Raw genomic sequence first — 25,390 nt, 5'->3', positions numbered from 1 at the left:
GATTAATTCCCCTGCGTACAGACTTTTGCCTCCCATTCAATCAGGAGCGCAGAACGATTGGCTAAAACGTGGTCGAGTATTTGCTTTTTTTCCTTACTAGATATTTTGGCATTGGCGGGCCATTTCACCTGAAAATTTAGACCATTTTCTTGATTACAAAGTAAGAAAAAAACTCTAATTTCCCATTGGCCCGGTTTACGAACATGAAAATGAGGTGGCCAATGATCGTGAGAATTGAAAAACAGATCTAAGCCATCTAAATTAAAGGATTCCACCTTGCCCAAATGTTCACCTCGCCTACCTCAACTCTGGTCACTTAATGCTATTATACACTTAACCAGACATTTTGTCCTTAAATTCTGAAATATAATGTCTGCTTAACCTAGAACGATCAAAGCGTTAGATTAGAGAGAGTCCTTTTTTGAGAGATATTTAAACCTGATGGTCTGGCCTTTTAAACCGAAAACCCGCAAACAAATCGCTCGAATAGAAATTACAGGTGCAATTGCCTCCGATACCCGCAAAAGGGTCTTAAAAGCCCTAGAAATCGTCAAAGAAAGGCAATATCCCGCCCTACTTCTCCGCATCGACTCCCCCGGGGGAACCGTGGGGGATTCCCAAGAAATTTATGAAGCATTGAAGCGGTTACAAAAAACCACGAAAATAATCGCTAGTTTTGGCAATATTTCCGCCTCTGGCGGCGTTTATATCGGTATGGGGGCTAATTATATTATGGCTAACCCCGGCACGATTACCGGCTCGATCGGTGTTATCCTGAGAGGGAACAATCTAGAAAGATTGTTAGATAAGGTGGGAGTTTCGTTTAAAGTGATTAAATCGGGCCCTTATAAAGATATTCTCTCCTTCGATCGAGAATTAACTGATGAAGAAGAAAGAATTCTCCAGGATATGATCGATACCAGTTATCAGCAATTTCTGCAAACCGTCGCCGGAGCGAGAAATTTAGATGTCAATCAGGTGAAAAGTTTTGCCGATGGGCGCATTTTTACCGGTCAACAGGCGTTAGAATTAGGAGTCGTTGATCGCTTAGGAACCGAGGAAGATGCCCGACTTTGGGCGCTAGAATTGGCAGGATTACCCCCAGATAAAACTAAATGTCAGACTATCGAAGAACCGAAACCCCTGCTCAGTCGTCTGACGGGCAATCGTTCCCAAATACCCCTAGGATTACAAAAAACCCTACAGCGTCTAGAATTTGAATTAGAAGTTAACGGACAACTATTGTGGTTATACCGACCCTGATGACCAGATTAAAGTCGAGAAAAAGGGCGCGTTAACCCCTAAAATTGACTCATCAGGATTAGCGGAGGATAACAATCGTGCAGTGGAAGGTTCGAGCCATTCGGGGAGCAACGACGGTAACGGTTAATACTATTGAAGCTATACGAGAAGCAGTGACAGAACTCCTCGAAGCGATCGAAATTCACAATAGTCTCGATCCCGATGATATTGTTAGTATTATCTTTACGGCAACTCAGGATTTAGACGCGATTTTCCCCGCTGCTATCGCTCGCGAACGTCCCGACTGGCAAAATGTCCCCCTCCTCGATGTGCAACAGATGCAGGTCGCTAGTAGTCTAGAAAAGTGTATTCGCGTAATTCTCCACGTTAATACTCCCAAACTACAAGGGGAAATGCAGCACGTCTATCTCCGGGGGGCGAAAAATCTTCGCCCCGATTGGCAGATTTCTCCAGTAACTATTAATCGCTAAAATCTTCCATAACTGACTAAATCCCCATTTCCGACAGCCAACTCAAAATTAATTGATTAACTTTTTCGGGATGTTCATCGTGGGGACAGTGACCGGCTTTGGCAATCGGATAAAATTGGGTATTATTGCCCATTTTAGCTCTTTCTTGGTAAATTACCGAACCGGCGATCGGTGTCCAAGGGTCATCCTCTCCCCAGAGTACCAATAAAGGGCGATCGATTGGCGGTAATAATTCCTGGGGAGAAGGTCCAGGGGGTGCTGTCAACACCGATGCGAACACTCCCCACGCACCCGCATCACAGGAGGGTTGATAGAGAATTTCGACTAATTCCTCGGTAATCGCAGTATGGTCGCGATAAACCTGTTTTAAGGTGTTCCGGATGCGATTTTTCTGTCTTACCTGTTCAAAAATAAACTTTCCTGTCACCGGAGAACTAACTAAACCGGTAAAGGCAGCCATGATTAAACGCAAGGGGAAATTTAATTCTTCGGGACGATGGTTTAATCCTCCCGCACAGTTGATAATTACTCCTGCGGCAGTGATTTCGGGAGATTCTGCCATCAGCATTAAGGTAATCAGTCCCCCGATGGAATTACCGACAAATACCGTCGGTTTTGCGATTTTTTCTTGCCAAAAGTCTTGTATTTGCCGCTGCCAAAGGTTGAGACTATAATCTAAAGCGGGCTTATCCGCACCCCCAAATCCCAATAGATCTAGGGCATAGACTTGATAGCCATTTTCCGCTAAAACGGGGATATTTTTGCGCCAATGACCGATAGATGCCCCAAAACCGTGAATTAATACTAGGGGTTGTCCTTCTCCCCGCACAGTGTAGGGGATGGTGTGACCTTGCCATGTCCAAGACAATTGCTCTAAGCTAGTGGCAGTGAGGGGCGATTGTAGTGCCATTGTATGAAGTTTTATTAAGTGATATTTAAATTATAGAATAAAAATCAGCCCAGAATTTATGCCACAACGCCGGACTTTTACCAATAACTCGATGGCAATTTCCTATTTACAATGGAGCGATCGAGGTATGCCTCTACTATTATTGCACGGCATGGCGGATCATGCTTTGGTTTGGTCAAGTTTGGGCGATTATTTACGCTCAAATTATCAAGTTATTGCCCCAGATTTGCGGGGACATGGGGAAAGCGGTAAACCAACAACCGGTTATCACTTTCAGGATTATATCGGCGATTTAAGGGCTTTAATTAATCATTTAGGTTGGACGCAAGCACATATTTTAGGTCATTCTTGGAGTGCTAAAATAGCGGCGATTTGGGCAACTCAACAGCCAGAAGTATTTAAGAGTTTAATTTTAGTCGATCCCTTTTTTATCGATAAAATGCCTAGTTGGATTAGGATAACTTTTCCAATTCTCTATCAGGTTTTGCCCTTTTTAAAGATTACTCGTTCCTTTGATAGTTATCAGAGCATAGAAGCGATCGCTCGTCAATTAAAACAATATAAAGGTTGGTCAAATTTACAGCAAGAGGTGTTTAAAAATGCCATCGAACAAAAAGCTGATGGCAGTTGGAGCAGTAAATTTACTTTATCGGCACGCGGGGAAATTTTTGAGGATGTCATGGGGTTTGCTGGATTAACTAAAGCTTTAGATATTCCCAGTTTATTGATCCTTCCCCAACAGGGATTAAATCGCACTGCTTGGCAAATTCAATCCTATAAAAAGTATTTAACTTCTCTAGAGATTAAAAAGATACCGGGTAATCATTGGGCATTTTTAGGGGAACCTGAAACTTTTAATCAAGCGGTGGCTGAGTTTTTATCTGTTCGGGAAAATGACGATGTTTAATTAAAAGGTAATTGAGCTAATTTTAAGCTGGATTACGCTGCCCTAAGTAGGTAGGTATTAAAAACTTTCAGGCGCCCCCCTTATCAAGGGGGGATTAAGGGGGGATCGGCGCCCCCCTTATCAAGGGGGGTAGGGGGGATCGGCGCCCCCTTATTAAGGGGAGATTAAGGGGTAATCGGCACCCCCCTTATCAAGGGGGGTAGGGGGGATCGAACCTAAAATCCATTTTTAATTTAATTATAACTAGCTACTTAACACCCTAAGTTTATATAAATTTCTTCGGCAATATTCCTGCTACCTCCAGATTCTCCCACTCTAATTTTACCGTTCTCTAAACATCTATGTAAATAACGAGAATCTGCCAAAATATCGATAATTTTAACCGCAGCATTTTTAAATAAATTTACCTCCGTGGGTTTCTTTCCAATAGTTATCACCGATTCCCCTAATAAGCGCATTTGTGCCTCAGCAAAAGGGTAGGTAAATTGGGGACCAAATCCGGGTATTTGTAGGACGGGTTTTCCTAATCCTACCGCTTGTTCTACTGCTGTTCCCGCCATGGCTAAACAAGCGTCACAATGGTGTAAAATATCGGCAAAAGCATCACGATAACAGCACAATAAAGCCCCATTTTTCTCTAATTTTCCCGCTCCTAAATAATGCCATCCCTCTTGTTTAGCTAAATTTTCTAAGTCGGTTTCTCTGATACTAGGAATGATAGCAGCCCGAAACTGCATCGGTTTAATTTTAACTATTTCCTCACAGACTTGTAACTGTAAAGCTAAATTACTCAAAGCTTCGGGTAAACGACTCCCCGCTAATAAAGCAATCATGGGAATTTGACTATCTAATTCTAAATCTTTACCCGTTGGTGTTAAGACATCCATAATCGGATAACCAGCAAAAATTGCTTTTTTAATACCCCGATTTTGTAAATCTGTTGCTGTATATTTATCTCTGGTGAAAACCCTTAAACACTTGTCTGATCTTAAACTTAATTCTGTCAGTAAAGGTAATTTAATTTTACCTTCGTAATAACTGGAAGTAGAAACAATAAAAGCCACAAAAGGACGACCAGTTAAACGAGCGATCGCAATCGGCACAATATCCCCCACTGCTATCAATAAATCACAATTCTTGCTAACTTTAAAAGCTGCCTGAATTTGTTTAATAGTTAGACTAATTAATCCCGCGCCAATATCTTTAATCCAATTAAAAGGATTAGTATAAATAATTCCCCCCGATGGCATAGTAGCAGTGGGGGCAATAATTGGTACTGGCAATTTTTGATAAGCTTTTCCCTCTCCCACTAAAGGCAAAGCAGCTATAGATAATTGGGGCTGAATTTTTTGTAATTCCCCCACAATTAAACTAGCATTTAAATCCTCACCATGACCATTACTAAGAAATAAAACCTGTTTAAGCATCGATTTCGTATCCTCTATATTCCCTTGCCGCCAAAGAAACTGCCACCGTCACCGATTTTGCTTCTATTTGCTTGCTGACTAGCAAAATCTCGCCCATTTTTAAAGCGGCAGCCTCAGCGACGCTAGGGGTTCCCCCTTGCTTGTTGACAATGGCTGAGGGATTGGGGACATTAATATCTCTCAACTCCTCGGCAGTAAAGGTTTTTAGGGGCAATCCTTTCTCCTGACAGTAGGCAATTAAACCCCGTTCATCAGCTTTGATATTAAGGGTGGCGATACCGGCAATAGCGGCTAAAGAGAGGTGATAACGCTGAAAAACAGCCCTAATTGCCCTATCTATGACCGCTTTCTCCGTGCCACGGATGCAACCTATCCCTAGCCATAATAATCGTCCATGGCACTGCACTTTTACCCCGGAAGAATCGGCGGGTGGGTGGAAAGCAGGGGAAGCGCCAGTCATCATCGGTGTTGTCTCTAATTGTTGCGGGATTAGGGTTGCCAACGGGGAGAATCACCTTGGGGCTGTTTGGTAAGCTAAAAAACAGTTAAGAGAGGGTTCGTAAATTAATGTAAGGAAGATGGATTGTTTCTCGCCGCTCCCCGATACCTTTTTAACAGGATTTAGTTTAATACACTTGTGCTAATAGGGCGCAGATTCTGCGCCCTAGATAGCTTACTATCCTAGCGGGTTAAGGCCGCGCCTCTTGCGTATAAAGTGCGGGCATAATCGGTCCAAGTACCCTGGCCCCAATAACGGAAACAACTGGTTTGCACGAGCAAATTATAAAGCAGTGCCTCCAGATAATCCGGCCGTCGGGTGAAGCTAGGATCCGCCTGTACTAAAGGATCATATTTCTCGTGGAATTGAGCGCTTAATTGGTTCATCGGTTCGAGGACATTTTCGTAACCGCGCACCCAACTGAGATCATTTGTCCAAGAGGCCCCATCCATGCTAAAACGGTGGTCGGTCTGTTTTAACTCAGCGATCGCCTGTTCTACCGCTTCCGGAGTAGCGGCATCCGGATTAACTCGCTGCCAGATTTTATGCTGGTGTACGGCTTGAATTGCCGGATAATCTTGGGGATTAACGCCAGCAGCCTCGATTAACTCCAGATATTCCGTACCGTTAAATCCTGCCACACTGGAACCCCCCTGCATTTCCCGCCAAGGATTGGGAAAATCGCGAGGAAATTCATTCATCATCACGCCACCATTTTCACCATCGGCAATCTGGGAACCTAGGGAAGGAACCCAAACGCCGCCGATTTGCTGTTTACCTCGGCATTTAGCCTCGTGGTAGGGTTGCATTTGGGCGACTAATTTGGTGTCGGAACCCTGGGTTTTAATCAAAGCAGTAATCGCAATCACTTCACCGCGAGAATTACGGGCCACCAGGCGATTAGGAATATATTTTTGTTCCTGACTCAATCCCGAACCGTCGAGATTTTCCACCGAATGTTCCTGTACCAATAACCAACGATAGCCGCATTCTTTCAGAGCTTTAATATACTCGTAGAGGGTATCGGGATGATTAGGAAGGTGCATTTCCGGGGGAGAGAACCCTTTGACTCGTTTTAGAGCATCCACGCCAAAAATCGAGGCAAAATAGGTTTGCCATGCTTGCATCTGTAATTTTAGATCAGGAATCGGTGTGGAAGGAGCCACCGCATGACTCCACATCGTCCCCAACCATTCCACATAGGGTTGATATTGACTGTTACAGGTGATTAATTTGAGTTTATCGAGGATATCCTGCCGTCCCATCTGTACCAAACCCCAGAGGAGATTACCGGAATAATCGAGCATAATCCGGGGATTACAGCCTTCCGCCACCAATTCCAGGATAAAATCACCCATGCGACTGTAACACCAGGCAAAAACGCTGGCATTATGGTTATCACCATCCCCCTGATTCTCGAACATATGCTGGAGATTGCAGATTAATTCACCATTAACACCCGCCGGGATAGTGGGTTGGTGCATATGCAAGGCACAGGCAAAACCAGCCTTAATATTGTCTAATTTGAGATTTGTTGTCGGTAAAAAGATCGGATCATCGTGATTAACAATCGCTGCGATTTCCTGTTCCCAACCGCAAATAGTTGGTAGTCCGGGGCGTATTTCCGTGATAGGGTTCGATTTCGATGATACGGGTGTAGCGATCATAATTTTTCAGGCGAATAGATTGAGATAGTTTGTCCCCACTCTCCCAGGGACAACTTTTTTTTACTGGCAACAGGTCACTCCTGACTGTTCACTGCTAACTGAGCTAAGAGTGCGGACTTGATCCTATCCCATTTATACTGGGAGTAACCCCCTCCAGACACAAGCCTTCGTAACTCGTTAAAAATCAAGATGATTCTTTACTGAACTTAACCGATCCTCGCACTATGATACAAACAACTATCCGCCCTTTTACCTGTAACCTTTAACCATGTTCTCGGCGACTACCGAAATTCTTGTTATCTTCTTCCTCATCCTCCTCAATGGAGTCTTTGCTCTCTCGGAAATTGCTATTGTCTCGGCCCGCAAAGTCCGTTTGGAACAATTAGCCAGAGATGATCGACGGGCGGCGGTGGCCTTAAAATTGGCCAATGATCCCAATCAAATTTTATCGACGGTGCAGATTGGCATTACCCTAGTGGGTATCTTTGCTGGGGCCTACGGAGGGGCTAATTTATCGGTCAGTGTGGCGCAATTATTGGCGCAAGTTCCTGTTTTAGCCCCCTATAGTCAAGCTTTGGGATTAGGATTAGTGGTGTTAATTATTACCTATCTATCCCTAGTGGTGGGGGAATTAGTGCCGAAACGGTTAGGTTTAAGTAATCCAGAAAAAATCGCTATCCTTGTTGCTAGTCCTCTCGATAGGTTATCAAAAATTGTTTCGCCCGTTGTCCATCTTTTGAGTAAATCGACTAATCTGATTCTCGGTTTGTTGGGGATTAGCGGTAATAATAATGATTCCCCAATTACGGAAGAAGAATTGAAAATTATGCTTAAACAGGGAACCGAAGCGGGAACCTTTGAGGAAGCAGAACAGGATATGGTGGAAAGGGTGTTAGGATTGAGCGATCGCCGAGTAAGTCAGATTATGACCACGCGTCCGGATGTTGTTTGGTTAGATTTGGAAGATAGTGCCGAAATTAATCGCCAGAAGCTAATTGAGAGCAATCATACCCGTTTTCCTGTGTGTCAGGGCAGTTTAGATGAGGTTTTGGGGGTAATTGAAGTCACAGACTTATTGGCCGATTGTTTAACCGGTGAAAGTTTCGACCTAACGAAGGATTTACAGCAGCCGCTTTTTGTGCCGGAAAGCACTAGGGGTTTAAAAGTTTTAGAATTAGTGCAGCAAAGTGGTCATCATATTGCCTTGGTAGTGGATGAGTACGGGGTGATTCAAGGATTGGTGACGCGCCAGGATATTTTAGAGGCAATTGTCGGCGATTTACCCCAATTAGATAATATTGAAGATGCACAGATCGTGCAGCGGGAAGATGGTTCTTGGTTGATTGATGGCACAGTGGCGATCGAAGATTTTAAAGAATTATTTGAAATCAGTGAATTACCGGGGGAAAAACAGGGCAATTATCACACTTTAGGGGGTTTTATTATTACCCATCTTGGTAGGATTCCGGGGGCTGCCGATCATTTTGAATGGCAAAGGTTGCGTTTGGAAGTGGTGGATATGGACGGTAATCGCGTCGATAAGGTGTTAGTAACGCTCTTGTTGGATGATTTGTAAGTAAGTAGCTGGTTATATAGCGTTTCCTAAGCTGGTGAGGTACGCCTATTTTTCTTCCCTTTTGCCTAAAACCCATAACTTTTGTACCTCAGCAGACGGAAAAACGCTATATAACACCTAACAGCTGATGAGATGCACCCGAAGGGACTATTTTTGCAAGCTTGAGCGGTCAAGTCATTAGCCAATTTTGCCACAAACCCTAAGTAGCATCATGCTCAACGGATTTAGGATGATTATTTTTCTAGTCCGAAAAGCTCGCTCTTGAAAAAGGGGACAATTGTTAATTATTATTAAAAGTATATTTACTAATTAACCAAAATACCAGTGAAACTAGCTCAAGCTCAGACGATATTAACAGACACTTTAACCGTATTTTGGGGAGAATGGCTAGATTTACGGGCGAGAGTCCTTCAGATCGCCGCCACCGGTCTAGTTTCTCCCCTAATCTATATTATCGGTTTCGGGTTGGGGTTGGGAAGCGCCCTCGATCGCTCGATGAAACCCTCGATCGGCGATTCTTATCTAGAATTTATTTTACCCGGAATGGTGGCCCTGTCCTCAATGGCGATCAGTTTCGGGGGAACCACCTTTTCCATCTGTGGCGATCGCTTATTTAGTAAAACCTTCGAGGAATTATTATTACTTCCCGTCCATCCTCTCTCATTATTTTTAGGCAAAGTTTTCGCGGGAATTTTGCGCGGTGTAATGACTTCTGCATCGGTGATTCTCATTGCTATCTTATTTACAGGAAAATTTGCCAGTTTTCTCAATCCCCTCTTTTTATTAGTTTTAATCTTAAATTGTGCCGTCTTTGCCAGTTTAGGGGCAATTGTCGGATTGCGAGTTCAATCCCTCGAAAGTGCCAGTCTCTATAATAACTTTTTAATCGTGCCGATGTCTTTTTTAGGAGCAACTTTTTTCGATCCCCAAACCTTACCCTGGGCATTAAAAATTATTGTTTATGCCTTGCCCCTCACCTATGCTAGTCTGGGATTAAGAGCCGCAGCCTACGATATTAATCAATTTCCTTGGTTCGCTATCCCCATTTTGTTAATCGTCGCTCTTCTTCTCTCGATTGTCGGTGCTTATCAATTCTCCCATCAACGGGATTAAATCAGTTATCAGTTATCAGTTAAGTACCCAGGCAAAATTAATTAAACATATCTAACTACCTCTTGCCTTTTGCCTCTTGCCTTTTGCCTATCTTCACTAGGAAATTTATTTTACACGACTACTTATCTCCTGACTCCTGACTCCTATCTCCTGACTCCTTTTTCCCTTGAATAAATATATCCTTTTTTATAAACCCTACGATGTATTATGTCAGTTTACTGATGAAAATGGGCGCTCGACTTTAAAAGATTATATTCCTATCCCGAATATCTATTCTGTCGGTCGTTTAGATAGGGACAGCGAGGGATTATTATTACTCACAGATAACGGTCAATTACAGCATCGTTTGGGTCATCGTCAATTTGCCCATCCGCGCACCTATTGGGTACAAGTCGAAAGAATTCCAGACCTAAACGCTTTAGAAAAATTGCGTCAAGGTCTTCCTATTCAGGATTATCGCACTCGACCGGCAATAGTTAATTTACTAGATTTTGAACCAGATTTACCCCCCAGAGAGCCACCGATTCGTTATCGAAAATCTGTTCCCACCGCTTGGTTAGAAATTACCTTAACTGAGGGAAGAAATCGTCAGGTAAGACGGATGACGGCTGCCGTTGGTTATCCGACTTTAAGATTAATTAGAACAGCCATTACTATTGACAAAAACAATAAATTATGCTTAACAGGATTACAACCCGGTCAATGGCGAGAAGTAACTGAAAAAGAGAGAAAAGCCTTAGAAAAATTGTAGATTAAATTATTGATAAATCAGCTATAGATGCTCATTTTTAAAAACTTCAAACACCTGCCGGCTGAAATATTTTAACTTATCAGCCACCTTAGGAGAGGGTTGATAATTGCCGACTAATTGCCAATTTTCCACCGTAGATAGTCGCCAAGCGGTTCCTTGATGGTTAAAAGCCTGCATTTCTAAGCCAATCAAACGCTGATGCTGATCCTCGCTATCGAGATGAAAACGAATTTGTACCAGAATACTGCGCCCTTGAATTCTGGGACTCCAACCGGGAAAATGGAAAGCGATATCGATCGAGTCGGGATCCGTTAACTCCCTTGTGTGGGGATCATTGCGCCAAGGTTTCAGATCTGCCTTTGCATCGGGGAATTGTTGTTTAAACAGGTTGACGAGTGTGGCGATCTTCGCCGTTAATTCTAATCCTTTTGCCTGTTCCGACGCATTCATGCTCACCTCTGATAATTGCTTATAAAGTAACTATTTATACAGTTTAGCCCTGCTTTTTGCGACTATTGGGACAATTATAACGATATTTTCTCGATCGAGTCCAAAATGCCGCACCTGTCAATCCAGATAGCCGCTGCCAAAAAGACAAAATCAAAACTACACTAGAAAATAGGATAATCGAGAGGAACAGTATTTTCTATGAATCCCCAAGAGTCTCTATTACAATCGATCGAAAAATTAGGCTATCGGGTTACGGTGGGTGATGTGGCGGCAAAATCGGGTTTAGAGATTAACGCTGCACAACAGGGATTATTAGCTTTAGCTGCGGAAGCGGGGGGACATTTACAGGTAGCAGATACGGGGGAGATTATCTATCTTTTCCCCGAAAATTTTCGGTCGATTCTTCTGAATAAATATTGGCAATTGCAGTTAAAAGCTTTCGGGAGTAAAATCTGGAAAGTAGTTTTTTATGTTATTCGCATTTCCTTCGGCATTGTTTTAATTATTTCGATTTTAATCCTGTTGCTGGCTATCCTAGCGATCCTGATCGGCTTAATGTTTAAAGATAGTGACTCGGATAACAATTCGGGAAATAATAACATTAATATTAACTTCTTTCCCACGGACTTTTTCTGGATTTTTTATCCCGATTTTGGTAATAACTACTACGAAAGAAGAGATCGGGAAGTTAAGGCAGACAAACCCCCTAGTAAGATGAATTTTCTCGAGGCAGTTTTTTCTTTTCTTTTTGGCGATGGCGATCCTAATTTTAATTTAGAGGAGAGACGCTGGCAAATTATCGGTAAAGTAATTCAAAATAATCGTGGCTCGATTATCGCTCCACAAATTGCCCCCTATCTCGATAGTATTACCCCCAGTCATGAGGAGACAGAAGATTATATACTACCAGTTTTAACTCGCTTTAATGGATTGCCGCAAGTATCCGATCGAGGCGATATTATCTATTATTTTCCTGATCTACAGGTGACAACCAAAGAGAGAAAATTACAAACAGTTTCCCCCTATCTAAAGGAAAAACGCTGGAAGTTTAGCGAAGCAGATAGCGGTCAAATTATCCTAGCTTTAGGTTTAGGGGTGGTTAACTTTATCCTCGCTTTAGTTTTAGGATCTTTGCTCAACAGTGATAGTGTGAATTTGAGCGGTTCTCTGGGGTCAATAGTCACAGGAATCTACGGTTTTCTCCTCAGTTATGCCGGTGCTTTTTTGGGGATTCCCCTCGGTCGTTATTTCTTTTTACAGTGGAGAAATGAGCGGGTTAATCAACGCAATCAACAGCGAGAAAAAAGAGCAGATTTATTAGCCCAAAGTAATCCTGAATTGGAGCAAAAACTGGACTACTCTCGTCAATTTGCTGACCAAAAAGTGATTACAGATGCTGATATTAGTTATTCTACCGATCAAGACTATCTCGAACAAGAGATCGATCGCTCCGATAAAATCGATCAAGAATGGCAAAAACGCTTAGAATCGCCCGATTCCTGACTCCTGACTTGAAAGAGGGTGTAGGGTGTGGGGTGTGGGGAGATGGGGAAGTGGGGAGTGAGGAGAATAAATAAAAATAATCTCCTGAATACTGTCTCCTGTCTCCTGAATACTGCCTCCTGAATCCTGAATCCTGACGACCGACTCCTAACCCCACCAACAAACTTTTTGCCGCAAACCCTAACTTAAACGATCGAGAGTGCGATACTGAATTGCTTCGGCAACGTGGGAACTTTTCAGCATTTCACTATCTCCTAAATCGGCAATGGTGCGGGCAACTTTGAGAATGCGATCCATTGCTCGGGCCGATAAACCCAATTTTCGGATTGCCCCTTCTAAAATATGGCGACTGCTCTGATCAAGAGCGCAAAAACGCCGCAAATGCTCGGAATTCATCTCCGCATTAGAGCGAATCCCCGTATTCTGAAAGCGATCGCTGGCCTTTTGCCGGGCCCCTTCTACCCGTTGCCGCACCTGCTCAGAAGCTTCTCCCCGACTCTCTTGGGTCATTTCTTCCGGTTTCAGGCGATTTACCGTCACTTGTAGGTCAATACGGTCTAAAAGCGGACCCGATAATTTCGCCCAATATTGTTCCCGTTGTCGCGGTGAACAGCTGCAGGGTTGCACTGAATCGCCGTAATAACCACAGGGACAGGGATTGGTACTCGCCACTAGGGTAAAACGGGCCGGAAAAGCGACGGAAAGACGAGTGCGAGAAATGCTCACATAACCATCCTCTAGGGGTTGTCGGAGATATTCCAAGACACTGCGCTTAAATTCCGTTAATTCGTCCAAAAATAAAATACCACGGTGGGAAAGGGAGATTTCTCCCGGTCGGGGATAGGTGCCACCTCCCACCAGCGCTGCCCCGGAAGCGGAGTGATGGGGACTGCGAAAAGGACGCTCGCGCACCAGGGAACCTCGATCCTTCAGTAATCCGGCGACGGAATGAATCTGGGAGACTTCTAGGGATTCAGCAAAGGTAAGCTGGGGCAGAATACCGGGTAAACGTCGCGCTAACATGGTTTTACCGCTGCCAGGGGGCCCGACAAAAATTAGGTTATGACCTCCAGCTGCGGCAATTTCCAGGGCCCGCCGGCCAATTGCTTGACCTTTGACATCCTTGAGATCGGGGAGATTTACCTGCGATCGCCCAAATTCCTCGGCAGCGTTAAAAGTCATCGGTGAATAGCGATCGGGTTCATTTAAGAAATTTACCACTTCCGATAGATGACGAAACCCATACACTTGTACGCCTTTGACCACGGCCGCTTCTTTGGCATTATCGGCGGGAACCACTAAACCCTTGATCCCCATTTTTTCGGCGGCGGCAGCAATGGGTAAAACCCCCGCCACGGGACGCAAACTACCATCGAGGGATAATTCACCTAAAAAGAGAAAATCCCCCAGTAAATCGGCTTCTACCTGTTCGGAGGCTCCTAAAATGCCGATACTAATCGGTAAATCATAAATCGGCCCCTCTTTGCGGATATCGGCGGGACTTAAATTGATGACAATTTTGCGGATGGGAAAAGCAAATCCGGCATTTTTTAGGGAAGCTTTTACCCTTTCTTTCGACTCCTGCACGGCGGTATCGGGTAAACCCACCACGGCAATTCCAGGTAATCCCCCCGATACATCCACCTCTACCCCGATTTTAATGGCATCGATGCCGATAATTGCCGCACTCCAAACCCTTGCTAACATTTTGGCTCAAGTAAAAATAAAGTGAGTTCTTAGGAAAATGAAACAGGATGTTAGGCTAGTTTTCCGCATAAAAATGATTTTATCTGGGAATTTACCCTGAAAATCAGCCTATTTCTCGGTATAAACTAGCCAGAAAAGCTGAGAGCTTAATGGTATAGTTGAAAAAAAAAGCAATTTGTCTATGAGTGAGACTATTTTTAGCAAAATTATCCGGAAAGAAATTCCCGCCTCGATCGTCTATGAAGATGATCTGGTTCTCGCTTTTCGAGATGTTAATCCCCAAGCACCCACCCATATCCTCATTATCCCCAAAAAACCGATTCCGAAACTAGAGGAAGCCAGCGAAAGCGATCGCAATTTATTGGGACATTTGTTACTAACTGTTAAAAAGGTGGCCGCCGAAGCTAAATTAAGTCAAGGTTATCGAGTAGTGATCAATAATGGGGAACATGGAGGTCAAACCGTCGATCATCTTCATGTCCATCTTTTGGGCGATCGCCCAATGGACTGGCCTCCGGGTTAAACCCTCTTATTTTCCCGCATTTTTGGGGAATTATAGAGCTAGAAGCGTTTTTTTCCTGAGTCGGTCTTCTCGATGTTAAACCCATGAATAGGTCTCTTTCTGCGATCGCTTTGTCCAGCACCCTGCTGTTATTTCCCTTAACCGCTGCGACTCTCGCTCAATCGCAATGCTTTCTACCAGAATGTTTTCTACTATGCTTTCTCCAAAGAGCAGATGGACAACACATAGATCTTAGTCGTCTCTGTGGCAGTTCATCTAGAAATAGGAAAAATTCCCCGCAAGTTTATCAGCTACCGATTCAACGCCGGGTTAAAGGCATTCCCACGGTGATGGTAGTTTTTAATCACCGTCACTCCTATGAAATGCTTTTTGATACAGGTGCTAGTGGCATCGTCCTCACCGATGCCATGGCGAAAGCGATGAAAGTCAAACGGGAAAGGAAAGTAATCAATAATACCGCCGGCGGTGTCGTTACTGGTTATCTTGGTCGCATTAATTTTGTTAAAGCTGGCGAGATGACTTTATATAATCAGATTGTTAATATTTCTCCCCAAATGAAAGGGTTAGGACTCTTGGGACAAACCTTTTTTGGTTCCTATGATGTCACGATCAAAAAAGATGTGATTGAATTACGTTATCGTTGATAAGTAGCTGGTTATAATTAAATTAAAAATGGATTTTAGGTTCGATCCCCCCTGCCCCCCTTGATAAGGGGGGTGCCTGAAAACTTTTAACACCTACCTACTTAGTCTCATGGGAAAAATGCTCGCTTTCCTGACTTTAATCTAAAGTTCCTCGCTGTATTTGCTCCCGTTCGATCGCTTCAAATAGGGCCTGGAAGTTGCCTTCTCCAAAACCTCTAGCGGCATGACGGCGCTCGATTAATTCAAAAAAGAAAGTCGGCTGGGAAAAAATTGGTTTAGTGAAAATTTGCAGTAAAGTCGGCTTTTCTAATAGGGAATAACTATTTTCTTCAAAATCAATGAGAATTTCCTGTTTTTTAATTTCTAACCATTCCCAATCAGCAATATTAAAATCTTTTTTTTGATAGTCAATTTGTTGATAATAACTGTTGGGAACTGATAGAAATTCTACTTTCCTTTCTTTTAATTTTTGAGTTAATCTTAAAATATTTTCTGTTTTTAAAGCAATGTGTTGAATGCCAGATTTTTGATTAATATCTAAAAATTCTTGAATTTGAGAACTGTTACTATCTGGTTCATTAATTGGTAATTTTAATTCAGTTTCTGGGTGAACAAGTACCTGGGAATAAAGACCAGAACGCTCCGTTTTAATAGTAAAAGTTTGCCTTTTTTTAAAGCCTAAATTTTCCTCATACCAATTGGCTGTTAACTCTAAATTTCCCTGAAAAACATTTAAAACTAAATGATCAATTGCCAGAATATCCTGATTATATTGTTCCTTGCTATCATACTCAATCAGATTAGGATCGGCTAAAATTGGCGTGATTCCCTGTCTTTCAATTAACGTATGTTTGAGATTAGCAATGCTAGAGATTTGACAGCTTTTTATCTTACCCCTAGGCAAAACAGTTTCCTTGATCAAAATATCCTGTTTAATTCTCCTAGCTAAACTGTCTAAATCCTCCACTTGAAAAGCTACATCCGCCACCCCTTCAGGATATTTACCTAAAAATTCCGCCACGGGACTAAGGGAATTTAAAGGAGAAGATAAGATAAAAATAATCTGTTTAGTTTTATCTTTTTGGATGCCATTGCCAACTATTTCCGTGTGCGTGTGGAGATTAACTAAACTTGCGATCGCCTGAAAATCCATCACCCGCACCAACCAATCTCGCCATTTTTTGGCCGATTCTACATAAAAATGAATATGATCAACAAACATAGATAAAGTCAAAAAAAGGGTTTTTTCAGTGAGCAGTAAACAGTGAAAATAAAACTCCGAACTTGCCACTTAATGCTATTCACTGATAACTGATAACTGATAACTGAAAAAGCTGACGACTAAAAAAAGAGATGACTATCGGGTTGAATATTAATTTCCATGGGGACAGCTTGGGGTTCAGCATTCATGGCAAAATAGATAGCATCGGCGGCAGTTTGAGCGGTTAACATTTTATTGCGATCAACTTTTAAGCTCACCTGATCCCAAAAAGGAGTATCGACACCACCAAAATAGAATAAAGTCATTTTAATACCATAGCGTTTTAACTCATCGGCCAAACATTTACTAAAACCGACCACCCCGTACTTAGAAGCACAATAAGCGGCAGCCATAGCCATAGAATGCTTACCCAAAATTCCCACCACATTACAGATATGACCGGCCTTATTTTCCTTCATCACATTAGCCGCAGCCTGACAGGTATAAAAACTCCCCTTCAGATTAAGGTCGAGCATTTTATCTAAATCTTCCGGCGTGATTTTATTATATTGTTTCATCACACCGGCTCCGGCCGCATTAACCAACACATCCAACCGGCCGTAATGGGAGACAATTTTTTCCATCAAAGTTTCCACCTGAGTCGGATTAGTGATATCCGTCGGTACAATTAACGAGGGACAAGACAACTCACCAGCTAAATTAGATAAATTATCGGCATTTCTGGCCACTAATACGAGTTTATGACCATTAACAGCTAGTTTACGCGCTAAAGTGGCACCTATACCCCCCGTAGCACCGACAATCAGGACAACTTTTTCGCTCATAATTATTTACAATTCCTTACAAATCTTATTGTAAACTGTTCCAACTGGAAAATCATCGCTAGACCCAACCCCTTGATTAGTGATTGGGGAGTTTGGGGATAGACAGGAACATGGATGCGATCGAGTGACCTGGGACTATTAGCGGGTAAACTATACTAAATTCGTTGAGTATAGGCTACTTATCAGGATAAGCAAAAGGCTTCGACGGTGAGACTTCGGCGTGATATCAGGCTTCCAGTCAGTAGCGATTGAGCCTTCAGCAGATCGTCGCAGTAACCGGATTCTTCCTTGATAATGATAATCAACGATATTAGCAGTGGCAAGTACGATTCTGGACATAAAAACCGAATTCAACAATTTTCCCCGATAAACTGCTTATTTAAACTTTATATAGAGTTTGACAACATTTGAAACACAACTTAACATAAGCTTACATCCTAAAACTAAACACAACATTAAGTTAGTATTTCTTAGCATTCATCGAGAAGGCGAAAGAATTTGCCTTGATTTATTTTGACTCATTCCCTAACTACTGACTAAGAAAACTACCTAACAGAACTTTATGGCATCCCTTTTGATTCCTAGTTTTCTGACGTTGTGATATTGCCTAAAGGATAAGGTGAAACATCAGCAAATTTTTCCCTAACCAAAAATGCTGTAAAAAGCTTGGTCAATGGTTATAACTATTGACTGCACACTTTCTTGAAAAGACCAAATTGGAGGTTTGTAACTAATGGCAATTTTTCCTGGAACTATACTTAACGATAACTTTGTGGGGACCAGTTTTAACGATACTTTTATCGGTAGTAGCGGCAACGACGTATTCAATGGTGGCAGTGGTTTTGACACTGCCGACTACAGCAATCTTCGCAACCCTTTTTCCTCAAGAGTCTCTGTTCCACAGAGTATTACTATTTTGCCCACAGGCAAAATCTTGAAAGGTAGTCTCGGCAGTGATCAACTGACTTCTGTGGAAAGAATTATTGCCAATCCTTTTGCTAGTAATAATTTAATCGATGCTTCCACGGCCGCTGCCCCCTCATTTATCGAGGTTGATCTCAGTATCTCCCGTTTAATCGTCAGAAATGTTCCTCTTCTCGGTGCTTTAAACTTTACTGTTAACAACTTCGATGATGTCTCAGGAACTAATCAAGATGACTTCATAAAAGGTGATAGTCAAAATAATCGTTTGCGAGGAAATGGGGGTAACGACACCTTTTTCGGCACGACAGGAAACGATACCCTTGAGGGGGGAACAGGCAATGATACCGCCGACTATCGGGGATTAGGAAGAGCGATTACTGTCAAACCGACGGGAATCGTTGAGAAAAGGTTTGCAGGGGTCGATGATACGATCAGTATGGAGACGATTATTGCCAATCCTCTGGTGGGCGGTAACACTATCGATTCCAGCACTGCTTCGTTGGGAGCTTCCCTTTCTATCAATCTCTCCACGGGTGCGGCTTCTGTTTCTGGTCCTTTTCCCACCATCAATCGGACTTTTCTCAATTTTGATGATGTCATCGGGACTAGCGGCAATGATACAATTATTGGCGATTCTCAAAACAACATTCTCAACGGTAGTAGCGGAAATGATCTGATCAGTGCTAGTGGCGGTAACGATACTCTTGTGGGTGGTGCTGGGGCAGATACTCTCACTGGAGGAACAGGGGCTGACACTTTCATCTACGATTCTCGTTTTGAAGGAGTAGATTTGATTACTGATTTCATCTCTATTGATCGAATTAACTTAAGATCTTCTGGTTTTGCGGGATTATCTCTCGGTAGCCTCTCCGCTAGTCGCTACGGTGAAGGTAACTCCCTGTCTGTCGCCGCCGGTGCGGCATTTTTTGCGGGGTCTCTCTTTGGTGCGGCAATTTTGAGTGTTGACACGGCTGCAGGGGTACAGGTATGGTACACAAGTAATACTTTTAATACCCTCCTATTCGGTACAGATGCTAACCTTCTCGCCACCTTAAGTTCTACCTCTACCAGTCTGGCTACACTTAACCAAAGCAACTTCAGTGTAATTGCCTAATATCTAAATTTTTCAATCTAAGGTAAGAGCTTGTACTGTTTCAGTACAAGCCTTTTTATTGGAATCCCATAGAGCTTTAACCAACTTCTGATAGGATAAACCGTGACAATGTAAAGAAATTTTTATGACTGTACTGACCGAAGGAATCGCGCCCCACGGTGGGCAATTAATTAATCGTATTGCTACCGCTGCCGAAAAAGCCGAATTTCTGGCCCTAGCTGAAAAACTACCGCGAGTTTCCTTAGATGAACGAGCGCTCTCGGATTTAGTTATGATTGCTATTGGTGGTTTCAGTCCCCTCAAAGGCTTTATGGAACAGGACGACTACGAAAAAGTCGTCGATGATATGCGTCTAATCAATGGTTTACCCTGGGCAATTCCCGTGACTCTTTCCGTTAGCGAAGAAGTGGCGGATCCCCTCAAAGAAGGCAACTGGATTCGTTTAGATGACAGCGAAGGCAACTTTGTCGGAGTCCTGGAACTAACCCAAAAATACCGTTATAATAAGGCCCACGAAGCAGTTAACGTCTATCGCACCGACGACCAGAAACATCCCGGGGTAAAAGTCCTCTACGAACAGGGAGAAATTAACCTCGCAGGTCCAATATGGTTACTTCAGCGCGATCCTCATCCCCAGTTTCCCAAATATCAGATCGATCCTCTGCAATCGCGCAAAATGTTCCACGAAAAAGCTTGGAAAACGATTGTCGGTTTCCAAACCCGTAATCCCATCCACCGGGCCCACGAATACATTCAAAAATGCGCCCTAGAAGTGGTAGATGGTTTATTCTTGCATCCTCTTGTCGGCGCTACCAAAAGCGATGATGTGCCGGCCGATGTGCGGATGCGTTGCTATGAGATCATGATGGATAAATACTTTCCCCAAGATCGCGTTATTCTAGCTATCAACCCCTCAGCTATGCGTTACGCCGGCCCCCGGGAAGCAATTTTCCACGCTATTATCCGTAAAAACTACGGTTGTACCCATTTTATCGTCGGTCGTGACCATGCCGGAGTCGGCGACTACTACGGAACCTACGATGCCCAGTATATCTTTGATGAGTTCGAGCCGGGGGAATTGGGAATCGTGCCGATGAAGTTTGAACACGCTTTCTACTGTACCCGCACTTCGGGAATGGCAACCACCAAAACTAGCCCCAGTTTACCGGAAGAAAGAATACATCTTTCGGGAACCAAAGTCCGGGAACTGCTGCGTAAAGGAGAATTACCACCTCCGGAATTCTCCCGTCCAGAAGTGGCTGCCGAATTAATCCGGGCTATGCAAGGATCATGAACATAACTAGGCGAGAATTGATCCAGCAGACAGGTTGGGGGTTGCTGACTTTGGCTATTAGTCAAGGGACAGTTAACCGTCATTTGGCCGCTCTCGCCGCCCCTAATCCCCGAAAATTGGCTCTTTTAGTCGGTATTGACCAGTATGGGGCGAATATTCCGCCGCTGCCCGGTTGTCTTACCGATGTGGAGTTACAAAAAGACCTTCTCCGTTATCGTTTTGGTTTTCAGGATGCTGATATAGTGACTTTAACGGGACAACAAGCCAGTCGAGAAGCGATCGAAGCGGCTTTTTTAGAACACCTGATCGCCCAAGCCAGGTTGGGGGATGTGGTAATTTTTCACTTTAGCGGTTATGGCAGTCTTGGGGCCGGAAAAGAGGTTTTTATTACTGCTAATGGGGCAGAAAATGCTTTACTTAAGGAAAATATCCTGCTGATGGCTCGCTGTCTAGCTACGGATAAGTTTAGCTTGATTTTTGATAGTAGTCATCTCCCCCAACCTCAGCCCTATCTCGGTAATCTTCGCGTTCGTTCCTATCCCGAAAGCCTTACTGATCTTAACCCCGCCGAATTAACTTTCGCTACCGATATTAAAACCCGTTTTAACCTCAAAAATAAGCCTAGTAACGGCGTTATTCTCGCTGCCGCTAAACCGGAGCAAATCGCCCTGGAATTGAGCGGTAATAGCCCTAATGCTGGCTTATTCACCTATGATCTAACTCAGTATCTCTGGCAAGCTTGCCCTAGTCCGACAATTGCGATCGCTTTTCCCCATCTCCGTAATCTTGTCGCTAGTCACAGCAGTGACCAACAGCAGCCGGCAATCCTAACCAGTAATCAAAAAAATAATTCTGCGCCGACCTATCATACAACGTCAGAAACGTCAAGGGGTGGGGCGGCAATTGTTACAAATCTTATTGATGAACGCACCCTAGAAGTCAATCTGGTCGGCCTGCCCTTAGAAATCCTAGAAAATTATGGAATTAACTCCTGTTTAAGCTTTATTGAGGCGACTGGGGAGGAAATTAGCCTACAAATTCTCTCCCGTCAGGGTTTAAAAGCCAAAGCGCAATTATTATCCCCGGCTGCTTCCCTAGAAATAGGACAGATTCTACAGGAAAAATTGCGGGTTTTTCCCAGTCAAATCGGTTTAATCGTCGGTTTGGATAGTAATTTAACCCGGATTGAACGGGTAGATGCCACCAGCACCTTTGCCGGTTTGCCCGATGTGGCCGCTGTGGTTAACATTGGTGAACAAACGGTAGATTGTCTCTTAAGTCGAGTTGGTAGCGAAGAAACTGGCAATTATCAGTTATTATCTGCCAATGGCTCCCTAATTATCGGTAGTTTAGGGGCAGCCAACGAAGCAATTAAATCGGGAATCAAACGACTGCAATCCCAACTAGAAACTCTGCTGGCCTGCAAATTGTGGCACTTGTTGATCAATCAAGAATCCTCCGGTTTAGCCGTCATTGTCACCCTGGAAAGCCTCGATCAAACCTATATCTCGACGGTACAAACCCAAAAAATTGCGGGTAGCAGGGGGATTAATACCGCTAAAAATGACTTAATTCTGCCCGTCGGGACGGAAATTCGCTATCAAATTGAGAATCAAGAAGAACAACCCCTCTACGCAATGATCCTTGTCCTCAACAGCGATCGCCAACCGCTTTTATACTGTTCCCGTTCAGAAAACCCCGATAATTTCAGCAATTCTAGCCCATTAGCCCCCTTTGTCGTGGCGGCCAAAACCAAGGCCACCATCCCCAATTCCGGCCAAGGGCATTGGAAAATTAGTCAACCCAAGGGCATCAGAGAGAATATACTGATCCTCAGTCGCCATCCTTTCCCGAACACCTTGACCCTTCTCAATGCCACTCAAAGCCTCAAGGGAGAAGCCAGCCCACTGCTCACCCTGACTAACCCCCTAGAAATAGCCAGAGCTTTCTGGAGCGATCTAAAATTAGATTTAGGCTTAAAAATGGATAATTCTGGCAGTGTAATTGATGAATACGCCTTTGATCTGGCAACTTGGTCAGGTTTCCGGTTTATCTATCAGGTTATGGACTAAATCGATAGAATAATTCTTATGGAATCCTTGAAAAGAAAAGGTTAAAATCCTAACACAGCTACCCCTAAATTTCCCGATGAATCTTCTGCCCCGGACGACCCAAAGCCGCCTCAAAAAAATCCCACAAATTCCCAGCGTTTGGGAAGGAGATCGTCGTGCTTTATCCTTATCCGAGAGAATGCCCCGGGCCACCCTAGAACCAAATCAAGAAAGCGGTGGCGAGTGCGTGATCTGGGTGGACGGCAGCGAGGGCTGTGTACGCGCTATGGAAGTAGTTTCCCCCGAAACCGGACCAGAGGCCATGGTGAGAACCTTAATCCGCGCCATCGAAACACCGCAAAGTCCCGCCCGGCCAGCGAGACCGAAAAAAATTATCGTCCGCGATCGAGAAACACAGTTTTTTCTGCGCGGGGTACTACAAGATATCGATATCACCATCGATTATGTTCCCAGTTTGCCCCTGATCGATGATCTCTTTCGTGGATTCGAGGAATTCCAAAATAACCGCCCCCCGGCAATTCCCCCCGCTTGGCAGTCCGCTTTAGTGAAAACTGCTCACGAAATTTGGAAAGCTGAACCCTGGTCCTCTTTGGCTGATTACGATATCTTGGAAATTAAGATCGATCGCCCCGATTTCCCGAATCTTTACGCCTGTATCATGGGAATGCTCGGTCGGGAATACGGAGTCATTCTCTATCGTTCCCTAGTATCCCTCAAACAATTCCGGCAGGCCGCTTTAGAAGAAAAATCGATGGAAAGATTAGAAAAAGCCTTTCTTTCCCAAGATTGCTGGTTTTTAAGCTACGAATTGGCCGATGATGATGAGGACGATGATGAGGATGACTACGATCTAGCCTCGGCTGCCCCCTCCCAAATCCATCCAGTTTTCGGCAGCGTGCATCCCTACGAAGGTATTCGCCCCTACTTGGATGAAGAAGAAGCCATCACGGTATATTTGGCTTTAATAGCTCTGTTGCGCTTTTTTAAAGGCAATCAATCCGCTTTATCCGAAGAACCGATCGGAGAATTACAGCGTCGTTTTCGCATTCCCCTCGATCCCGAACAAGCAAAAGGAGAAACCGTGGCCGTGACGGTGGCTACGATGCCCGATCTATGTGCGGAATTTATGCAACTCTTAGAGGAGGAGGACGACGATGAGGATGATGATGAGGAAGAATCCGTACTCAAGGAAAATCTAGTCCCTGATAATGCACATCTGAGTCTGGGAATGGTTCCCTGGCAATTATTAGATAAAATTCGCAGTCGTCCGAAAATCCATTATCAACCCCAATCCGTACCCACAAAAGGAGAGGGTTTCCCCGTGGTGATGATCCAGACCTCCCGACCGAAAGCCAAGGAAATTATCGAAAAAATCGAACAAGCTGGCGGTTTGGCGGCTATTGGTTTTAACCCCGGCGAAGATCCCCTCGAAGATACCCGTTATGATCTGGGGATTCTGAAAATGGCTAACGGTGATCTCTATCTATTTGGAGAATTCGAGCAAGATGATCCCGACCACCGTAATGCTCGCCGCAATTGGCAAAAACGCATCAAAAATACCGAGGGTTATTGTGGTTTGATTATTGCCATGGGCGTAACGGGTTCCTCCTGCGGTAATCCCCAATTAAACGATATGTTAGCTCTCTACGAGGCAAAATCGATCGATAGTAAAGATTTAGACTTGGGAGTTTTGACTCTTATGCCTCACTTTGGTTAATTTGAACCGGCAGCGGCGGCTCTTTTTCAGTGATCAGTAATCAGTGAACTGAAAACTCTAATCTGATCACTGAAATCCCTAAAATTAAGCGACAATGTAAAGTAAAGTAAAACTTTCTGGACAAATTCTTAATTATGGTGTTATTCGGATTCGGAAAAAAATTAACTTTGCCCACAGTAAGGGAAGCACTACCCGGGCGATCGGAAAAAATGCCCGTACCTAGCACCCACTACGTTAACGGTCATCCTTTGCAGCCCCCCTTTCCAGGCGGTATGGAAAGCGCAATGTTTGGTTTAGGCTGTTTTTGGGGAGCAGAGCGCAAATTTTGGCAACTAGAAGGAGTTTACACCACGGCCGTAGGTTATGCGGCTGGTATCACCCCCAATCCCACCTATCAGGAAGTGTGTACCGGCATGACTGGGCATAATGAAGTGGTCTTAGTGGTCTATGATCCCAGTGTGATTTCCTACGAACAACTGTTAAAGGTTTTCTGGGAAAGTCATAATCCCACCCAAGGAATGCGTCAGGGTAATGATACGGGAACTCAGTATCGATCGGGTATCTATACCTATAGTCCCCAGCAAAAGCAATTAGCGGAAAAATCTCGCTCGATCTACCAAGAAGCCCTCAATAAAGCGGGCCATGGTCAAATTACCACGGAAATTATCGACGCACCTGAATTTTATTATGCTGAAGTTTATCATCAGCAATATTTAGCGAAAAATCCCGGCGGTTACTGCGGTTTAGGGGGAACGAAAGTGGAATGTCCGATCGCTCTTGATCTGAAGTTAAATTAAGTAGGGTTAGGAGTCA

Annotated in this window: 23 protein-coding genes; 14 read left to right on the top strand and 9 right to left on the bottom strand. The window is 43.8% G+C overall.

Annotated features, from left to right (window positions below; all coding sequences use genetic code 11):
- Positions 1–2 precede the first annotated feature (2 nt).
- Positions 3–275 (bottom strand): DUF4160 domain-containing protein, encoded by a 273-nt coding sequence (locus PN470_RS21505; protein WP_233256324.1) that lies wholly within the window; start codon positions 273–275, stop codon positions 3–5.
- A 166-nt stretch (positions 276–441) separates the two neighbouring features.
- Between PN470_RS21505 and sppA the strand changes: the two genes are divergently transcribed.
- Both sppA and aroH read left to right on the top strand, forming a co-directional pair.
- The gene (gene sppA / locus PN470_RS21500; RefSeq protein ID WP_002739893.1) at positions 442–1,263 is read left to right on the top strand and encodes a signal peptide peptidase SppA; all 822 of its coding nucleotides are present in this window, start codon (positions 442–444) and stop codon (positions 1,261–1,263) included.
- Positions 1,264–1,331: 68 nt separating this feature from the next.
- Positions 1,332–1,733 carry a chorismate mutase gene (gene aroH / locus PN470_RS21495; RefSeq protein WP_043998359.1) on the top strand — a complete coding sequence of 134 codons (402 nt, stop codon included), beginning with the start codon at positions 1,332–1,334 and terminating at the stop codon, positions 1,731–1,733.
- 16 nt (positions 1,734–1,749) lie between these two features.
- Here the strand turns inward: aroH and PN470_RS21490 are convergent, their stop codons facing one another.
- Positions 1,750–2,643 (bottom strand): alpha/beta fold hydrolase, encoded by an 894-nt coding sequence (locus PN470_RS21490; protein WP_103111450.1) that lies wholly within the window; start codon positions 2,641–2,643, stop codon positions 1,750–1,752.
- A gap of 58 nt (positions 2,644–2,701) precedes the next feature.
- Between PN470_RS21490 and PN470_RS21485 the strand changes: the two genes are divergently transcribed.
- The gene (locus PN470_RS21485) at positions 2,702–3,550 is read left to right on the top strand and encodes an alpha/beta fold hydrolase (RefSeq protein WP_272105060.1); all 849 of its coding nucleotides are present in this window, start codon (positions 2,702–2,704) and stop codon (positions 3,548–3,550) included.
- Positions 3,551–3,801: 251 nt separating this feature from the next.
- Here the strand turns inward: PN470_RS21485 and PN470_RS21480 are convergent, their stop codons facing one another.
- The 3 genes from PN470_RS21480 to PN470_RS21470 form a co-directional block, all read right to left on the bottom strand.
- Complete coding sequence (locus PN470_RS21480) at positions 3,802–4,977, bottom strand: lipid-A-disaccharide synthase-related protein (RefSeq protein WP_271936732.1); 1,176 nt, start codon at positions 4,975–4,977, stop codon at positions 3,802–3,804.
- Positions 4,970–5,437 (bottom strand): cobalamin biosynthesis protein, encoded by a 468-nt coding sequence (locus PN470_RS21475; RefSeq protein ID WP_081330910.1) that lies wholly within the window; start codon positions 5,435–5,437, stop codon positions 4,970–4,972. The genes PN470_RS21480 and PN470_RS21475 overlap by 8 nt, the downstream gene beginning before the upstream one ends.
- A gap of 221 nt (positions 5,438–5,658) precedes the next feature.
- Positions 5,659–7,143, bottom strand: coding sequence for a glycosyl hydrolase family 57 (locus tag PN470_RS21470; protein ID WP_271936730.1), 1,485 nt, complete (start codon positions 7,141–7,143; stop codon positions 5,659–5,661).
- Between the two features lie 268 nt (positions 7,144–7,411).
- On the opposite strand from PN470_RS21470, the gene PN470_RS21465 reads away from it, so the two are divergent.
- The 3 genes from PN470_RS21465 to PN470_RS21455 all read left to right on the top strand — a co-directional run bounded on the left by PN470_RS21465 (position 7,412) and on the right by PN470_RS21455 (position 10,583).
- Positions 7,412–8,719 carry a hemolysin family protein gene (locus PN470_RS21465; RefSeq protein ID WP_024968674.1) on the top strand — a complete coding sequence of 436 codons (1,308 nt, stop codon included), beginning with the start codon at positions 7,412–7,414 and terminating at the stop codon, positions 8,717–8,719.
- A 324-nt stretch (positions 8,720–9,043) separates the two neighbouring features.
- On the top strand, positions 9,044–9,832 hold the full coding sequence (locus tag PN470_RS21460) for an ABC transporter permease (protein WP_103111453.1): 789 nt from the start codon (positions 9,044–9,046) through the stop codon (positions 9,830–9,832).
- A 166-nt stretch (positions 9,833–9,998) separates the two neighbouring features.
- Complete coding sequence (locus PN470_RS21455; protein ID WP_002793040.1) at positions 9,999–10,583, top strand: pseudouridine synthase; 585 nt, start codon at positions 9,999–10,001, stop codon at positions 10,581–10,583.
- Between the two features lie 21 nt (positions 10,584–10,604).
- Here PN470_RS21455 and PN470_RS21450 read toward each other — a convergent pair whose 3' ends face one another.
- Entirely contained in the window at positions 10,605–11,033 is a 429-nt protein-coding gene (locus PN470_RS21450; protein ID WP_002740194.1) for a hypothetical protein, read from the bottom strand.
- Positions 11,034–11,231: 198 nt separating this feature from the next.
- Between PN470_RS21450 and PN470_RS21445 the strand changes: the two genes are divergently transcribed.
- A complete protein-coding gene (locus PN470_RS21445) occupies positions 11,232–12,536 on the top strand; it encodes a hypothetical protein (protein WP_271936725.1) in 1,305 nt (434 codons plus the stop codon).
- A gap of 180 nt (positions 12,537–12,716) precedes the next feature.
- Here PN470_RS21445 and PN470_RS21440 read toward each other — a convergent pair whose 3' ends face one another.
- Positions 12,717–14,243 carry a YifB family Mg chelatase-like AAA ATPase gene (locus tag PN470_RS21440; RefSeq protein ID WP_271936723.1) on the bottom strand — a complete coding sequence of 509 codons (1,527 nt, stop codon included), beginning with the start codon at positions 14,241–14,243 and terminating at the stop codon, positions 12,717–12,719.
- Positions 14,244–14,424: 181 nt separating this feature from the next.
- Between PN470_RS21440 and PN470_RS21435 the strand changes: the two genes are divergently transcribed.
- Together PN470_RS21435 and PN470_RS21430 are read left to right on the top strand one after the other, a co-directional pair.
- Positions 14,425–14,766: a histidine triad nucleotide-binding protein gene (locus PN470_RS21435; RefSeq protein ID WP_271936721.1), complete on the top strand. Its 342-nt coding sequence runs from the start codon at positions 14,425–14,427 to the stop codon at positions 14,764–14,766.
- Positions 14,767–14,849: 83 nt separating this feature from the next.
- Positions 14,850–15,410, top strand: coding sequence for a retropepsin-like aspartic protease family protein (locus PN470_RS21430; RefSeq protein WP_271936719.1), 561 nt, complete (start codon positions 14,850–14,852; stop codon positions 15,408–15,410).
- Between the two features lie 136 nt (positions 15,411–15,546).
- Here the strand turns inward: PN470_RS21430 and hppD are convergent, their stop codons facing one another.
- On the bottom strand, positions 15,547–16,632 hold the full coding sequence (gene hppD, locus PN470_RS21425) for a 4-hydroxyphenylpyruvate dioxygenase (protein WP_271936717.1): 1,086 nt from the start codon (positions 16,630–16,632) through the stop codon (positions 15,547–15,549).
- Positions 16,633–16,751: 119 nt separating this feature from the next.
- Positions 16,752–17,456: an SDR family oxidoreductase gene (locus PN470_RS21420; RefSeq protein ID WP_002740268.1), complete on the bottom strand. Its 705-nt coding sequence runs from the start codon at positions 17,454–17,456 to the stop codon at positions 16,752–16,754.
- Between the two features lie 733 nt (positions 17,457–18,189).
- Between PN470_RS21420 and PN470_RS21415 the strand changes: the two genes are divergently transcribed.
- The 5 genes from PN470_RS21415 (at position 18,190) to msrA (ending at position 25,374) form a co-directional block, all read left to right on the top strand.
- Positions 18,190–19,494: a calcium-binding protein gene (locus PN470_RS21415; RefSeq protein ID WP_272105059.1), complete on the top strand. Its 1,305-nt coding sequence runs from the start codon at positions 18,190–18,192 to the stop codon at positions 19,492–19,494.
- A gap of 124 nt (positions 19,495–19,618) precedes the next feature.
- Complete coding sequence (gene sat, locus PN470_RS21410) at positions 19,619–20,788, top strand: sulfate adenylyltransferase (RefSeq protein WP_002739877.1); 1,170 nt, start codon at positions 19,619–19,621, stop codon at positions 20,786–20,788.
- Positions 20,785–22,860, top strand: coding sequence for a caspase family protein (locus PN470_RS21405; RefSeq protein ID WP_272105058.1), 2,076 nt, complete (start codon positions 20,785–20,787; stop codon positions 22,858–22,860). The genes sat and PN470_RS21405 overlap by 4 nt, the downstream gene beginning before the upstream one ends.
- Before the next feature lie 76 nt (positions 22,861–22,936).
- Positions 22,937–24,577 (top strand): DUF6930 domain-containing protein, encoded by a 1,641-nt coding sequence (locus PN470_RS21400; RefSeq protein ID WP_272105057.1) that lies wholly within the window; start codon positions 22,937–22,939, stop codon positions 24,575–24,577.
- Between the two features lie 134 nt (positions 24,578–24,711).
- A complete protein-coding gene (gene msrA / locus PN470_RS21395) occupies positions 24,712–25,374 on the top strand; it encodes a peptide-methionine (S)-S-oxide reductase MsrA (protein ID WP_103111463.1) in 663 nt (220 codons plus the stop codon).
- The last annotated feature ends 16 nt before the right edge of the window (positions 25,375–25,390 follow it).

The sequence above is a fragment of the Microcystis sp. CS-574 genome (assembly GCF_028329095.1).
GTDB lineage: Bacteria > Cyanobacteriota > Cyanobacteriia > Cyanobacteriales > Microcystaceae > Microcystis > Microcystis ichthyoblabe_A.
This window is presented reverse-complemented; position numbering and strand designations above follow the sequence as displayed.